At 63.9% G+C, this 16,083-nt stretch carries 8 protein-coding genes; all 8 read left to right on the plus strand.

What is annotated here, in order from left to right:
* Nucleotides 1-17 precede the first annotated feature (17 nt).
* The 8 genes from SS05631_RS15515 to glgA all read left to right on the plus strand — a co-directional run bounded on the left by SS05631_RS15515 (nt 18) and on the right by glgA (nt 16,082).
* Complete coding sequence (locus SS05631_RS15515) at nt 18-3,344, plus strand: transglutaminase family protein (RefSeq protein WP_037420312.1); 3,327 nt, start codon at nt 18-20, stop codon at nt 3,342-3,344.
* Entirely contained in the window at nt 3,345-5,753 is a 2,409-nt protein-coding gene (locus SS05631_RS15520) for a circularly permuted type 2 ATP-grasp protein (RefSeq protein ID WP_037420314.1), read from the plus strand.
* A 251-nt stretch (nt 5,754-6,004) separates the two neighbouring features.
* Complete coding sequence (locus SS05631_RS15525; RefSeq protein ID WP_037420317.1) at nt 6,005-6,883, plus strand: transglutaminase family protein; 879 nt, start codon at nt 6,005-6,007, stop codon at nt 6,881-6,883.
* 183 nt (nt 6,884-7,066) lie between these two features.
* On the plus strand, nt 7,067-8,308 hold the full coding sequence (locus tag SS05631_RS15530) for a VWA domain-containing protein (RefSeq protein ID WP_037420319.1): 1,242 nt from the start codon (nt 7,067-7,069) through the stop codon (nt 8,306-8,308).
* A gap of 276 nt (nt 8,309-8,584) precedes the next feature.
* Complete coding sequence (locus SS05631_RS15535; protein ID WP_172900188.1) at nt 8,585-11,047, plus strand: glycogen/starch/alpha-glucan phosphorylase; 2,463 nt, start codon at nt 8,585-8,587, stop codon at nt 11,045-11,047.
* Entirely contained in the window at nt 11,044-13,254 is a 2,211-nt protein-coding gene (gene glgB, locus SS05631_RS15540; protein ID WP_037420322.1) for a 1,4-alpha-glucan branching protein GlgB, read from the plus strand. Before SS05631_RS15535 ends, glgB begins: the two co-directional genes overlap by 4 nt.
* A 114-nt stretch (nt 13,255-13,368) precedes the next feature.
* Entirely contained in the window at nt 13,369-14,631 is a 1,263-nt protein-coding gene (glgC, locus tag SS05631_RS15545) for a glucose-1-phosphate adenylyltransferase (protein ID WP_037420325.1), read from the plus strand.
* Between the two features lie 8 nt (nt 14,632-14,639).
* Entirely contained in the window at nt 14,640-16,082 is a 1,443-nt protein-coding gene (gene glgA / locus SS05631_RS15550; RefSeq protein WP_037420327.1) for a glycogen synthase GlgA, read from the plus strand.
* Nucleotide 16,083: the final 1 nt, after the last annotated feature.

Consider the following 16,083-nt stretch of genomic DNA (forward strand, 5'->3'; position numbering starts at 1 on the left):
GAGGGGAAAAACGCTGCATGTCGATCAAGGCCAGTATCTATCATCTGACTCATTACAAATATGACCGGCCGGTAAGGCTCTCGCCGCAGATCATCAGGTTGAAACCGGCTGCCCATTCGAAGACGAAGGTCATCAGCCACTCGCTGAGGGTCTCGCCGGAGAACCATTTCGTCAATCTGCAGCAGGATCCCTACGGCAACTATCTCGCCCGCTATGTCTTTCCCGATCCGGTGACGGAACTGAAGATCGAAGTCGATCTCGTCGCCGACATGACCGTCTACAATCCCTTCGACTTCTTCGTCGAGGAGGAGGCCGAACGCTGGCCGTTTCAGTACCCTGAAGACCTCAGCGAGGACCTGAAGATCTACATGACGCCGGAACCGGCGGGCGAAAGGCTTTCCGTATTTCTCGCGGGCGTCGATCGCTCGCCCCAGCGCACCGTCGACATGGTCGTCGGCCTCAATGCGCGGCTGCAGAAGGAAATCGGCTACGTCATCCGAATGGAACCGGGCGTCCAGCCTCCGGAGGAGACGCTTGGGCTCGCCAGGGGCTCCTGCCGCGATTCGAGCTGGCTGCTCGTGCAGGTCCTGCGCAATCTCGGCTTTGCCGCCCGTTTCGTCTCCGGTTATCTCATTCAGCTAACGCCCGACCTGAAGGCCCTCGACGGTCCCTCCGGCACCGAGCACGACTTTACCGACTTGCATGCCTGGGCCGAGGTCTATCTTCCCGGCGCCGGCTGGATCGGGCTCGATCCGACCTCCGGCCTCCTGACCGGCGAAAGCCACATTCCGCTGGCCGCCACACCGCACTATCGCAACGCCGCACCGATCTCCGGCGGCTTCTTCGGCGATGCTGACACGAGAACTGAGTTCGCCTTCGACATGAAGGTCGCGCGCGTCGCCGAGCATCCGCGCATCACCAAGCCCTTTTCCGACGAGAGCTGGGAGGCGCTCAACGCGCTCGGCAACGAGGTCGACCGGGTGCTCGCCGACAACGACGTGCGCCTGACCATGGGCGGCGAGCCGACCTTCGTGTCGATCGACGACTTCGAATCCGACGAATGGAACACCGCCGCCGTCGGCCCGACCAAGCGGGAAAAGGCCGACGCCCTCATTCGCCGCCTGCGCGAGCGCTTCGCGCCGGGCGGTTTCCTGCACTACGGGCAGGGCAAGTGGTATCCGGGCGAAAGCCTGCCGCGCTGGACCTTCTCGCTTTATTGGCGCCGGGACGGCCTGCCGATCTGGCAGCGGCCGGAGCTCATCGCCGAGGAACGCGGCAGGAATAATGTAACCGAGCGCGATGCCGAGCGCCTGCTGGTCGCGATCGCCGGCGAGCTCGACGTCGCCGCCGACATGGTCGTTCCGGCCTATGAGGATCCGGCAGAATGGATCGTCAAGGAAGCGAACCTGCCGGACAATGTCGATCCGTCCAACTCGAAGCTCAAGGACCCGGAGGAGCGCAGCCGTCTCGCCCGCGTCTTCGAGCGCGGCCTGACGACGCCGACCGGCTACGTGCTGCCGGTGCAGGCCTGGAATTCTCGGGCCTCTGGCCGGAAATGGACGAGCGAGAAGTGGACGACGCGGCGCGGCCGCATCTTTCTCATGCCGGGCGACAGCCCGGTCGGCTATCGCCTGCCGCTCGGCTCCCTTCCCCATATCTCCCCCTCGTCCTATCCCTATATCAACCCCGTCGACCCCACGGTTTCCCGCGGAGACTTGCCGGACTTCGCCGAAGAGAAGGGACGCGCCCAGCAGTCACGTTTCCAGCCCTTCGAAGAGCCGCAGACGCCGCTGCCCGCCTCGCGCGACGAGATCGGCGGCTCGGTGCGAACCGCCGTCAGCGTCGAGCCGCGCGACGGCCGGCTGAGTGTCTTCATGCCGCCGACCACGAGCATCGAGGAATATCTGGATCTGATCGCCTCGACCGAAAAGGCCGCCGCGGCGCTCGGCCTCAGCGTCCATATCGAAGGCTATCCGCCGCCGCAAGACGAGCGCATCAACGTCATCCGCGTGGCACCCGACCCGGGCGTGATCGAGGTCAATATCCACCCGGCTTCGAACTGGGGCGAATGCGTCGACATCACCACGACGATCTACGAGGAGGCGCGCCAGAGCCGGCTCGGTGCCGACAAGTTCATGATCGACGGCCGCCACACGGGAACCGGCGGCGGCAACCACGTGGTGGTGGGCGGCCGCAGCCCCAATGACAGTCCCTTCCTGCGCCGGCCTGATCTGCTGAAGAGCATCGTGCTGCACTGGCAGCGCCATCCCTCGCTCTCCTATCTCTTTTCCGGCCTGTTCATCGGGCCGACCAGCCAGGCGCCGCGCATCGACGAGGCCCGCCACGATTCGCTTTACGAGCTGGAGATCGCCCTGGCGCAGGTGCCCTCGCCCGGCGCAGGCCGCGTGCCGCCTCTCCCGTGGCTCGTCGACCGGTTGTTCCGCAATCTGCTCGTCGACGTCACCGGCAACACGCACCGCTCCGAGATCTGCATCGACAAACTGTTTTCGCCCGACGGTCCGACCGGCCGCCTCGGCCTGATCGAGTTCCGCGGCTTCGAGATGCCGCCCAATGCCCGCATGTCGCTCGCCCAGCAATTGCTGGTCCGCGCGCTCATCGCCCGTTTCTGGAAAAACCCTGTCGAAGGCAGCTTCGTTCGCTGGGGCACCGCGCTCCACGACCGCTTCATGCTGCCGCACCACGTCTGGCAGGATTTCCTCGACGTTCTCGCTGATTTGAAAGCGCACGGCTTCGACCTCCGGCCGGAATGGTTCGCGGCGCAGCTTGAATTCCGCTTCCCCTTCTGCGGCGAGGTGGAATACGAGGAGGCGAAGCTCGAAATCCGCCAGGCGCTCGAACCATGGCACGTGATGGGCGAGCAGGGTGCAATCGGCGGCACGGTGCGCTATGTCGATTCCTCCGTCGAGCGCCTGCAGGTGAAGCTCGAAACCGGCAACCCCGATCGGTACACGGTGACCTGCAACGGCCGGCCGGTGCCGCTGTCGAAAACCGGTACGAACGGCGTCGCCGTCGCCGGCGTGCGCTACAAGGCCTGGCAACCGGCATCCGGCCTGCACCCTGTTTTGCCGGTGAACACTCCCCTTACATTCGACGTTTATGATACATGGTCGAATCGGGCGATCGGCGGCTGCGTCTACCATGTTGCGCATCCGGGCGGGCGTAACTATGAGACCTTTCCGGTCAACGGCAACGAGGCGGAGGCACGCCGGCTGGCGCGCTTCGAACCCTGGGGGCACACGACCGGCATGTATCGGCTGCGATCCGAGGCACCCTCGGCGGAGTTTCCCCTGACGCTCGACTTGAGGCGTCCGGCAGGAGTGTAAATGGCGAAGGAGCAGGCGGCAGAGGCAACAGGCGAGGGGCGGTTCGATGGCGACCCGGCGTTCGGCTATCGCGCCCTGCCGGGGGTCGCCGACGAAATGCTCGACCCGCAGGGTGATGTCCGGCCGGTCTGGCAGCGGCTGCTCGCCGCTCTTGGCCGCATGGACGAAACGGAGCTCGCCAACCGCTTCGCCCGTGCCGACCGCTATCTGCGCGACGCCGGCGTCTTCTATCGCGCCTACGGCAAGGAAAACACCGAACGAAGCTGGCCGCTTTCGCACATACCGGTGTTGATCGACGAAGCCGAATGGGCCGCCGTTTCGGAAGGCTTGATCCAGCGGGCCGAGCTTCTGGAGAAGGTCGTTGCAGATATCTATGGCGAGAACCGCCTGGTGGGCGAAGGTCTGCTGCCGCCGGCGCTCGTCGGCTCCAATCCGCAGTTCCTGCGCCCGCTGGTCGGCGTAAAGCCGGCAGACGGACATTTCCTGCACTTCTGTTCTTTCGAGATCGGCCGGGGGCCTGACGGCACCTGGTGGGTTCTTGCCGATCGGACGGAGGCGCCGTCCGGCGCAGGCTTCGCGCTTGAAAACCGCGTGGCGACGACGCGCGCCTTTTCCAACCTCTACGCCGAAACCCACGTCCGTCGCCTGGCGAGCTTCTTCGGGGCCTTCCGCGACACTCTTCAGGCGCAAAAGCTGCATCCGGACGACCGCATCGCCGTGCTCTCACCCGGCATCGCCAACGAAACCTATTTCGAGCATGCCTATATCGCCCGCTATCTCGGCTTCATGCTGCTCGAAGGCGAGGACCTGACGGTCGTCGGCGGCCGGGTGATGGTGCGCACCGTCGCCGGCCTGAAGCCGATCGGCGTGCTCTGGCGCCGCCTCGACGCCTCCTTTGCCGATCCGCTCGAACTCAATCAATCCTCCCATATCGGCACGCCCGGCATCGTCGAAGCGCTACGCGGCGGTTCCGTCTCGATCGTCAACGCGATCGGCTCCGGCATTCTCGAGACGCGCGCCTTCCTCGCCTTCATGCCGACGCTCTGCCGCCACCTGCTTGGAGAAGAGCAGAAGCTGCCGTCGATCGCCACCTGGTGGTGCGGCCAGGAACAGGAGCGTCAGCACGTCGCGAGCAATATCGAGGGCATGGTCATTGGCCCGGCCTATTCGACGCGGCCGTTCTTCGACGACAACGGGCAATCGGTGCTCGGTGCGGCGCTGCGCGAAACCACCAAGACTTCGGCCGCCGAATGGCTGGCGGCAGGCGGAGGCAAGCTGGTCGGGCAGGAGGTGGTGACGCTGTCGACGACGCCGGCTTGGGTGCGCGGCCGGCTGACGCCGCGGCCGATGAGCTTGCGCGTCTTTGCAGCGCGCACCCGCGACGGCTGGCAGATCATGCCCGGCGGCTTCGCCCGCATCGGCTCCGGCGACGACGTGGCGGCGATCGCCATGCAGGCGGGCGGCACCGCCGCCGATGTCTGGATCGTCAGCGAAAAGCCGGTCGAGCGCACTACGCTGCTGCCGGCCGAGGAGAGCTTCACCCGCAACCTGCCGGGCAGCCTGCCGAGCCGCGCGGCGGACAATCTCTTCTGGCTCGGCCGCTATATCGAGCGGGCGGAGGGTGCGCTCCGGATCCTGCGCGCCTGGCACGCCCGTTTCGCCGAGGCGGCGGATCCGAACATGCCGCTCCTGAAGGATGTCAGCAGCTATCTCGCAGCCCTCGATATCAGCACGCGCCAGCCGGTGCCTGCCAGCCTGCTCGCCAATATCGACAGCGCCCTCTTCAGCGCCGGCAACATTCGCGACAGGTTCTCTCCCGACGGCTGGCTCGCGCTGAACGACCTGTCGAAGACGGCGCGCAAGTTCCACGCGACCGTTCAGGCCGGCGACGACGCGACCCATGCGATGACCATCCTCCTGCGCAAGCTGGCGGGCTTTGCCGGTCTCGTCCACGAAAACATGTATCGCTTTACCGGCTGGCGCTTCCTGTCGATCGGGCGCTATCTCGAGCGCGGCCTGCACATGACGCGGCTGCTCGGCCATATGTCCGGACCGGAGGCTCCGGACGGCGCCTATGACATGCTGCTCGAGATCGGCGACAGCGTCATGACCCATCGCCGCCGCTACAACGTCAACACGGCCGCCCTGACGGTCACCGACCTGCTAGCGCTCGATCCGCTCAACCCACGCTCGGTGCTCTTCCAATTGAACGAGATCAAGACGGAGGTAGAGCTGCTGCCGAATGCCTTCGTCAACGGCCAGATGTCGCCCTTCTACCGGGAGACGATGCGGCTTCACTCCGGCCTTGCGGTGATGACGCCCGAGGCAATGACCGAGGCGGTCTACAGGCGGTTGGAGCAGGATCTGGAAAGACTTTCCGACCTGCTCGCCCAAACCTACCTCGGCTAAAATGGTATAAGGCGGCATGGCGGCTAACGAAGCATGCGAATACCCCTCCCCAGCCCGTCCCCACAAGGGGGAGAGGAACTCTTTGCCGCACCCTCCCCTCCTCGCCGTCAGCCTCTGTGCTCGACGCAAGTCTGGAATGACAGGCGATCGCCGCGGGCGCCTAGCCCCTTCCCCTTGTAGGGAGGGGTTGGGGAGGGGTTTCAGCCACGAACCGAGACCGCATCGCGATCGAACCAAGGGCGTCACTTCGCATGCTCTATGACATCAACCTGAAGATCACCTACGGCTACGAAGTTCCGGTGAGCGGCGGTCGCCATCTGGTGCGGGTGTTGCCCGCCTCGATTCCCGGCCGCCAGCGCCTCATAGCGGGCTCCGTCACATTCCAGCCCACCCCCGGCGAGCGATCGGAGAGCGTCGACTTTTTCGCCAACGCCACCACCTCCATCCTGTTCCGCTCCATGCACGAGCACCTGGTCATTCGCATGCAGGCGCGCGTGCAGGCCGAGGCGACGGCGCTCACCGCCGATTTCTCGCCGCCTCTCGCCGGCCTGCCCCTGCAACTCGCCTCCTGCTGGTCCGTCGATGCCGAGTCGCCGCACCATTTCATCGGCCCGAGCCCGCTGCTGCCGGAAGCGTCGGAAATCGCCGCCTATGCGCGCGAGATCGCCGCGGAGAACATGACGGTTCGCCAGATCGGCATCGCCATCTGCGAGCGCATCCACCGCGATTTCGCCTATGATGCCGAAGCGACGACGGTGACGACGACGCCGGCCGAAGCCTTCAAGCTGAAGCGCGGCGTCTGCCAGGACTTCACTCATGTGATGATCGTGGCGCTGCGCAGCCTAGGCATTCCCGCCGGCTATGTCAGCGGATTCCTCAGGACCCTGCCGCCCCCTGGCAAGGAGCGGCTGGAAGGAGCGGACGCCATGCATGCCTGGGTCCGCTTCTGGTGCGGCACAACCGGTGGCTGGATGGAGCTCGACCCGACCAACAATATTCCGGCAGGCACCGACCATATCGTCGTCGGCCACGGGCGCGACTATGGCGACGTGGCGCCGGTCATCGGTGTCCTGAAAAGCTACGGCAGCCATACCACCGAACAGGCCGTCGACGTCATTCCGGTGGAATGACCGAAACTGGCACGCTTCGTGCCGTTTTCACACAGATAAAGGCAAATCCACGCTTGCCGGCGCCCCACAGAAAGCATGGGCTTTGCGGCGGTTCGTTAAGTTTGCAGCGATTGCTTGAACGGGACGGTAACGCATCATCCACTAGTGTCATAGGCGACAGGCTACAACGTGTGGGGGTGCAGCATGGGAAGACGGTCCACTATCGGCCAATCCTTCATGAAGATGCTGAAGGATCGGGGCGGCAATTTCGGCATGATGACGGCGGTCGCTGCGCCGCTGCTTCTCGCGGCCGGCGGCGTGTCCATCGACATGGCCAATATGCTGATGACGAAGAACCAGCTGCAGGACGCGACCGATGCGGCCGCTCTTGCGGCGGCGTCTGCGCTCGTCTCCGAGGAACAGCCGAGTATCGCAGAAGCCAAGGAACTCGCCCGCAAATTCCTGAAAACCCAGGGGGGCGGCACCACGACGCCGGATACTCCGGCCGTCAGCGGCGATGGAACTCCGACCGGCACTCAATCGTCGCCTCCAACATGGGACGACGTCAACACGCTCGAGGTGAACATCACCGAGACGCCGAACGGCACGAAGGGAAAAATCTTCCAGGTGACCGTCGTCAACAAGCGAGTCATCGAATTCAACGCCATGACGCGGCTGCTCGGGACGGATTCGGTCGAGCTCGAAGCGAGTTCCACGGCGGAAAGCGCGACCGAGAGCAAGAACGCGCTGTCGATGTATCTAGTTCTCGACCGATCCGGCTCGATGGCATGGAAGACGAACACCATCAACACGACAAAAAAGAGCTGCCCCAACTATACCGAAGCGACCTGGAGCAAGTACCCTTACCTGAAGGCGACCAGCCCGTGCTACGTCACCAAGATCGACGCCCTGAAGACTGCGGTGAGCGACCTGCTGGCGCAATTGCTGGTCGCCGATCCGGATCAGATCTACGTTCGTACCGCTGCGGTCTCCTATAACTCCGTACAGGATGCCGCCGGAACACTCGCCTGGGGTACGAGCGGCGCCGCAAGCTATGTCAATGCGCTCGTCGCAACCGGGGGCACGGCCTCGGCCGGCGCTTTCAAGACCGCCTACCAAAAGGTCATTGCGGAGACGGAAAACACGACACACGCCGCCAAGAATGGCCAGGTGCCGTCGAAATACCTCGTCTTCATGACCGACGGCGAGAACAACTACGCCAATGACGACACGGTCACCAAGCAATGGTGCGACACCGCCAAGGCCAACAAAGTCGAGATCTATAGCGTCGCATTCATGGCGCCGCAGCGCGGCCAGGAACTGCTGAGATATTGCGCCTCGTCCGCCTCGCATTATTTCGAGGCCGAGGAAGTCACCGACCTCGTCGCGGCCTTCCAGGCGATCGGCGAGCGCGCCGCAGCAGTGGTTTCCCGCCTCACGAAGTGAGCGACACCGGGCGGGCAGGCTGCTTTGGTCGGACCGGAGCCCGAAATCGCCGCTGTCCCCCCTCCCCATGCCGTTCGGCCTTTGCCGGATGGCATTTTTCGTGCTGCGAACCTATTGAAATAGAAGCCTAAGTACATCCGTACCCGGCGTCGAAACGATCTAATCCATTTAAAAACAGCTGTTGCAAGCGCTTCGGATCGATGCATAAATGCCCTGTTCCCGGCCGCTTCGGCCTGCGGTTTCCTGAAATGCAACAAGGGTTTGACAGTTCTCATGATGAATCGGCTCTCCACCAACGAACTGCCGCAGCCGGCCCTGAGATCCTCCGAACCCGGCCAGCTCGCCGTCGAGATTCTCGAGCGCCTGAAATACCGCATCGGCAAGGATCCGAAGGTCGCCAAGCCGCACGACTGGCTGACCGCCGCCATTCTGGTGGCCCGCGACCGGATCACCGACAAGTGGATGGAGTCGACGCGCAAGACCTATGCCACCGGGGCGAAGCGGGTCTACTACCTTTCCCTCGAATTCCTCATCGGTCGCCTGATGCGCGACGCGATGACCAATATCGGTCTGATGGACGAGATGCGTGACGCGCTCGCCTCGCTCGGCGTCGATATCGATGTGGTCGCGCAGCTCGAGCCCGACGCCGCGCTCGGCAATGGCGGCCTCGGGCGCCTTGCGGCCTGCTTCATGGAATCTATGGCGACGGTCGACGTCCCCGCCTATGGCTACGGCATCCGCTACATGCACGGCCTGTTCCGCCAGCAGATGGCCGATGGCTGGCAGGTCGAACTGCCAGAAACCTGGCTGGCGCATGGCAATCCCTGGGAATTCGAACGGCGCGAGAGCTCCTACGAGATCGGCTACGGCGGGAGCGTCGAAACGGTCAATATCGACGAGGAAGTTCAGCGCTACGTCTGGAAGCCGGCGGAACGGGTGATAGCCACCGCCTTCGACACGCCGGCGGTCGGCTGGCGGGCGAAGCGCGTCAACACGCTGCGGCTCTGGGCCGCACAGCCGATCGACCCGATCCTGCTCGACGCCTTCAATGCCGGCGACCATATCGGTGCGCTGCGCGAGAGCAACAAGGCGGAGTCGCTGACCCGCGTGCTCTATCCGGCCGATGCAACGCCCGCCGGCCAGGAATTGCGCCTCCGGCAGGAATATTTCTTCTCCTCCGCCTCGCTGCAGGACATTCTGCGCCGGCATCTGCAGCAATATCCGGACTTCACGTCGTTGCCGGATGCGGTTGCCATCCAGCTCAACGATACCCATCCGGCCGTATCCGTGGCGGAACTGGTGCGGCTCTTGACCGACGTTCACGGGCTTGGCTTCGAAGAGGCGTGGGACATCACCCGGCGGACTTTCGCCTATACCAACCACACGCTGCTGCCGGAGGCGCTCGAAAGCTGGCCGGTGCCGCTCTTCGAGCGGCTGCTGCCGCGCCACATGCAGATCGTCTACGCCATCAATGCGAAGGTCCTCATCGAGGCGCGCCGGCAGAAGCATGCGGCCGATGAGGAGATCCGCTCGATCTCGCTGATCGACGAAACGGGCGAGCGACGGGTACGGATGGGCAATCTCGCCTTTGTCGGCTCGCACTCCATCAACGGCGTCTCGGCACTGCATACAGAGCTGATGAAGGAAACGGTGTTTGCCAACCTGCACCGCCTTTATCCGGACCGCATCAACAACAAGACCAACGGCATCACGCCGCGCCGCTGGTTGATGCAGTGCAATCCCGGCCTTTTCGCGCTGATCCGCGAAGCGATCGGCGACGAGTTCATGGACAATACCGAAGCGCTGCAGGCGCTCGACGCCTTCGCCGACAAGGCGGATTTCCAGGAGCACTTCGCCGCCGTCAAGCGTGCCAACAAGGTTCGGCTGGCGAAGCTGGTCCAGGGAAACCTCGGCATCAGGCTCGACCCTTCGGCGATGTTCGACATCCAGATCAAGCGCATCCATGAGTATAAGCGGCAATTGCTCAACGTCATCGAGGCCGTGGCGCTCTACGATCAGATCCGCTCGCATCCGGAACTCGATTGGGTGCCGCGCGTCAAGCTGTTCGCCGGTAAGGCGGCGCCGAGCTACCACCACGCCAAGCTGATCATCAAGCTCGCCAACGATGTCGCCCGCGTCATCAACAACGACCCGGCAGTGCGCGGTCTCCTGAAGATCGTCTTCGTCCCCAACTACAACGTCTCACTTGCCGAGGTGATGGTTCCGGCCGCCGATCTCTCCGAGCAGATCTCGACCGCCGGCATGGAGGCGTCCGGCACCGGCAACATGAAGTTCGGCCTCAATGGCGCGCTCACCATCGGTACGCTCGACGGCGCCAATGTGGAGATGCGCGACTGGGTCGGCGAGGAGAACATCAAGATCTTCGGCATGACCGCCGATGAAGTGGCGAAGGCAAGGGCCGAGGGGCACAACCCGCGGGCCATCATCGAGGGGTCGCGCGAGCTGTCGCAGGCGCTCGCGGCAATCGCCTCCGGCGTCTTCTCGCCGGACGACCGCAACCGGTTCGCCGGCCTCGTCGACGGTCTCTACAACCATGACTGGTTCATGGTCGCCGCCGATTTCGAAGCCTACGCAAAGGCGCAGCGCGAAGTCGACCAGCTCTGGACGACCCCGTCCGACTGGTATTCGAAGACGATCCGCAACACGGCGCGCATGGGCTGGTTTTCATCCGACCGCACGATCCGGCAATATGCCGGTGAGATATGGAGAGCTGGATGACCTCACCGCCCGGCAAGGACGAAACGCCAGCTGCGTCAGGCTTCCTGCCGGCGCAAGAGATCGAGGCAATACTTTCCGGCACCCACAGCGACCCCTTTGCCGTTCTCGGCGTGCATGCATCCGGCAAAAGCTATGTGGCACGATGCTTCATCCCCGGCGCAGAAACGGTGGTCGCGGAGACACTCTCCGGCAGCGAAATCGGAGCACTTCACCGGCGAGACGATGCCGGCTTCTTCGAAGGTCCCGTCTCGCTCCGCAAGGAGCAGCCGGTCCGCTACCGCGCCCGCAACAAGGGCGGCGAATGGATCGTCGTCGATCCATACAGTTTCGGTCCCGTCCTCGGACCGATGGACGACTATTACATCCGCGAAGGCTCGCACCTCAGGCTCTTCGACAGGATGGGGGCCCATCCGATCTCACATGACGGCGCCGAAGGCTTCCACTTCGCCGTCTGGGCACCGAATGCCCGGCGCGTGTCGGTCGTCGGCAGCTTCAACGAGTGGGACGGGCGCCGGCACGTCATGCGGCTGCGGACCGATACCGGCATCTGGGAGATCTTCATCCCCGGCGTGCCGATCGGCGCCCCTTACAAATACGAGATCCTCGGCAAGGACGGCACGCTGCTGCCGCTAAAGGCGGATCCTTTCGCCCGGCGCTCGGAACTGCGCCCTGATACCGCATCGGTAACGGCAGCCGAGATCGTCCAGGTCTGGGAGGACGAGGCGCATCGGCAGCACTGGGAAGAGGTCGATCCGCGCCGCCAGCCGATTGCGATCTATGAGGTCCATGCCAGTTCGTGGCAGCGCCGCGACAATGGCGATATGCTCACCTGGGACGAACTGGCAGAGCGGCTCATCCCCTATTGCGCCGACATGGGTTTCACCCATATCGAATTCCTGCCGATCTCCGAGTTTCCCTACGACCCGTCCTGGGGTTACCAGACCACCGGGCTTTTTTCACCGACCGCCCGCTTCGGCGAGCCGGAGGGCTTTGCCCGTTTCGTCAATGGCTGCCACAAGGTCGGCATTGGTGTCATCCTCGACTGGGTGCCGGCACATTTTCCGACCGACGAGCATGGCCTGCGCTGGTTCGACGGCACGGCGCTCTACGAGCACGAGGATCCGCGCCAGGGCTTCCACCCCGACTGGAACACGGCGATCTACAATTTCGGCCGCGAGGAGGTCGCGGCCTATCTCGTCAACAACGCCCTCTACTGGGCCGAGAAGTTCCATGTCGACGGCCTGCGCGTCGATGCGGTCGCCTCGATGCTCTATCTCGACTATTCGCGCAAGCATGGCGAATGGGTGCCGAACGAGTATGGCGGCAATGAAAATCTCGAGGCGGTCCGCTTTCTGCAGACGATGAACTCCCGTCTCTACGGCATTCATCAGGGCGTGATGACGATCGCCGAGGAGTCGACCTCCTGGCCGAAAGTCTCCCATCCTGTCCACACCGGCGGGCTCGGCTTCGGCTTCAAGTGGAACATGGGCTTCATGCACGACACGCTTCAATATCTGTCGCGCGAGCCGGTGCACCGCAAGTTCCACCACAACGACATGACCTTCGGGCTGCTCTACGCCTTCAGCGAGAATTTCGTCCTGCCGCTGTCGCATGACGAGGTCGTGCACGGCAAGGGATCGCTGATCGCCAAGATGGCCGGCGACGATTGGCAGAAGTTCGCCAATCTCAGGGCCTATTACGGTTTCATGTGGGGCTATCCGGGCAAGAAGCTGCTGTTCATGGGGCAGGAATTCGCGCAATGGCGCGAATGGTCGGAAGAGCGCCAGCTCGACTGGAACCTGCTTGAATACCACCTGCACGAAGGCATGCGGCGGCTGGTCCGCGACTTGAACGGCACCTATCGTGCGAAGCCGGCACTGCATGCGCGCGACTGCGAGGGCGAGGGTTTCGAGTGGCTGATTGCCGACGACCGGGGCAATTCGGTCTTCGCCTGGCTGAGAAAGGCACCGGGCGAGAAGCTGGTCGCCGTCGTCACCAATTTCACCCCCGTCTATCGCGAGGGCTATGACGTGCCGCTGCCGGTGGCAGGACGCTGGAAGGAAATCCTCAACACCGATGCAGAGATCTACGGAGGAAGCGGCAAGGGCAACGGTGGCGCCGTTCTCGCGGAAAAGAAATCGAACGGAAGGACGATGGCCACCATCACGCTGCCGCCCTTGGCGACGCTGATGCTGGAGCAGGATTGAGGAATGGGTCTCGTCGGCACCGCCGGCGGACGGATAGAAAGAAATCATGGGGCCCGCGAGGCGTCGCAAAATGCCGCCGGGCGGTCCTCGAAGAACTGATCTTGGGGAGGACAAATGGTGGAAAAGCGTACTCAACCCCTGGCCCGTGATGCCATGGCCTATGTTCTCGCCGGCGGCCGCGGCAGCCGACTGAAGGAACTAACCGACCGGCGCGCCAAGCCTGCCGTTTATTTCGGCGGCAAGGCGCGCATCATCGATTTCGCGCTTTCCAACGCGCTGAATTCCGGTATCCGCCGCATCGGCGTGGCGACGCAGTACAAGGCCCACTCGCTGATCCGGCACCTGCAGCGCGGCTGGAACTTCTTCCGCCCCGAGCGCAACGAGAGCTTCGACATCCTGCCGGCCAGCCAGCGCGTCTCGGAGACGCAATGGTATGAAGGCACCGCCGACGCGGTCTTCCAGAACATCGACATCATCGAGGATCACGGCGTCGAGTACATGGTCATCCTCGCCGGCGACCACATCTACAAGATGGACTACGAGTTGATGCTGCAGCAGCACGTCGATTCCGGCGCCGATGTGACGATCGGCTGCCTCGAAGTGCCGCGCATGGAGGCGACAGGTTTCGGCGTCATGCATGTGGATGACAAGGACCGGATCATCGCCTTCGTCGAGAAGCCGGCCGATCCGCCCGGCATTCCGGGCAACCCGGAGATGGCGCTCGCCTCCATGGGCATCTACGTCTTCCACACCAAGTTCCTGATGGACATGCTGCGCCGCGACGCGGCCGATCCCAAATCGAGCCGCGACTTCGGCAAGGACATCATTCCCTATATCGTCGAGCACGGGAAAGCCGTGGCGCACCGCTTCACCCATTCCTGCGTCCGCTCGGACTTCGAACGCGAGGCCTATTGGCGCGACGTCGGCACCATCGACGCCTATTGGCAGGCGAACATCGACCTCACCCATATCACGCCGGAGCTCGACATCTACGACAGCACCTGGCCGATCTGGACCTTCTCCGAGATCAAGCCGCCGGCGAAATTCGTCCATGACGACGACAATCGCCGCGGTTCGGCGACCTCGTCCCTCGTCTCGGGCGATTGCATCATCTCCGGCGCAACGCTCAACAAGAGCCTGTTGTTCACCGGCGTCCGCATCAATTCATACTCCCGACTCGAAAATGCCGTAGTTCTCCCCGACGTGACGGTCGGGCGGCATTCGATCCTGCGCAATGTCGTCATCGACAGCCGGGTGGTCATCCCGGAAGGGTTGATCGTCGGCGATGATCCGGAGCTCGACGCCAAGCGCTTCCGCCGGACCGAGAACGGCGTCTGCCTGATCACCCAAACGATGATCGACAAGCTGGGAATGTAGGCCGCCGTATGAACATCCTGTCCGTTGCGTCCGAGGTCTACCCGCTGGTCAAGACCGGGGGGCTCGCCGATGTCGTCGGCGCGCTTCCCGCGGCGCTTCTTCCCCATGGCATCCGCACCCGCACCCTCGTGCCCGGCTACCCCGCCGTCCTTCACAAGCTCAAGAAGAAAAAGAAGGTCGGCGGCATCGACAATCTATTCGGCCATCCGGCGACCGTGCTTGCGGCCGAGTTCGACGGACTGGACCTGCTCGTCCTCGATCAACCGGCGCTCTACGATCGCGACGGCGGGCCCTATCTCGATCCGACCGGGCGCGACTATCCGGACAATTTCCGCCGTTTCGCGGCCCTGTCGCTCGCAGCCGCCGAAATCGCCGGCGACGGCGTCGTTTCCGGCTGGAAGCCCGATATCGTCCATGTTCACGACTGGCAGGCGGCGCTGACGCCGGTCTATATGCGCTTCGGCTCGGCCTGGAACGTGCCGACCGTGCTGACGATCCACAACATCGCCTTCCAGGGACAGTTCGGCCCTTCGGTGTTCGCCGAGCTCTCTCTGCCGCCCGAGGCGTTCTCGGTGCAACTCGTCGAATATTACGGCGATGTCGGGTTTCTGAAAGGCGGCCTGCAGACGGCGACGGCGATCACCACGGTCAGTCCTTCTTATGCGCACGAAATCCTGACGCCGGAATTCGGCATGGGGATGGAAGGGCTTCTGGCAAGCCGCGCGCTCGATCTGACCGGGATCGTCAACGGCATCGACGTCGACACCTGGAATCCCGAGACGGATCCGCACATTGTCCGCAACTACGGTCCGACGGCGATCAAGCAGCGAGCAGTCAACCGCAAGGCTCTGGAAGAGCGTTTCGGCCTGGATGATAGCCGCGGCCCGATCTTTTGCGTCATCAGCCGGCTCACTTGGCAGAAGGGCATGGACCTCCTGGCCGAAGTGGCCGACGATATCGTCACGCTCGGCGGCAAGCTTATCGTGCTCGGCTCAGGCGACAGCGCGCTCGAGGGGGCGCTCTTGGCGGCTGCCTCGCGCCATCGCGGCCGCATCGGCATGGTCACCGGCTATGACGAGCCGCTGTCGCACCTCATGCAGGCGGGCTCTGACGCGATCCTCATCCCCTCGCGCTTCGAGCCCTGCGGCCTGACGCAGCTCTACGGTCTGCGCTATGGTTGCGTGCCGATCGTCGCCCGCACCGGCGGCCTCACCGACACGGTGATCGACGCCAACGAGGCGGCGCTGTCGGCGAGAGTCGCAACCGGCTTCCAGTTCCGCCCGGTCACTGCCGACGGCCTGCGTCTTGCGATCCGGCGCGCGATGCATGCATACAACGAGCCGAAAGTGTGGGCGCGCCTGCAGCACCAGGGCATGAAGTCCGACGTTTCCTGGGCCAAGAGTGCGGAACGCTACGCTTCGCTCTACTCCGGTCTTCTCGCGAAAGGCTAAG

Source organism: Sinorhizobium sp. CCBAU 05631 (genome assembly GCF_002288505.1).
GTDB lineage: Bacteria > Pseudomonadota > Alphaproteobacteria > Rhizobiales > Rhizobiaceae > Sinorhizobium > Sinorhizobium fredii_C.

Coding starts and splice junctions, on each gene's coding strand:
- SS05631_RS15515 (WP_037420312.1), top strand. CDS start 18: ATGTCGATCAAGGCCAGTATCTATCATCTGACTCATTACAAATATGAC.
- SS05631_RS15520 (WP_037420314.1), top strand. CDS start 3,345: ATGGCGAAGGAGCAGGCGGCAGAGGCAACAGGCGAGGGGCGGTTCGAT.
- SS05631_RS15525 (WP_037420317.1), top strand. CDS start 6,005: ATGCTCTATGACATCAACCTGAAGATCACCTACGGCTACGAAGTTCCG.
- SS05631_RS15530 (WP_037420319.1), top strand. CDS start 7,067: ATGGGAAGACGGTCCACTATCGGCCAATCCTTCATGAAGATGCTGAAG.
- SS05631_RS15535 (WP_172900188.1), top strand. CDS start 8,585: ATGAATCGGCTCTCCACCAACGAACTGCCGCAGCCGGCCCTGAGATCC.
- glgB (WP_037420322.1), top strand. CDS start 11,044: ATGACCTCACCGCCCGGCAAGGACGAAACGCCAGCTGCGTCAGGCTTC.
- glgC (WP_037420325.1), top strand. CDS start 13,369: ATGGTGGAAAAGCGTACTCAACCCCTGGCCCGTGATGCCATGGCCTAT.
- glgA (WP_037420327.1), top strand. CDS start 14,640: ATGAACATCCTGTCCGTTGCGTCCGAGGTCTACCCGCTGGTCAAGACC.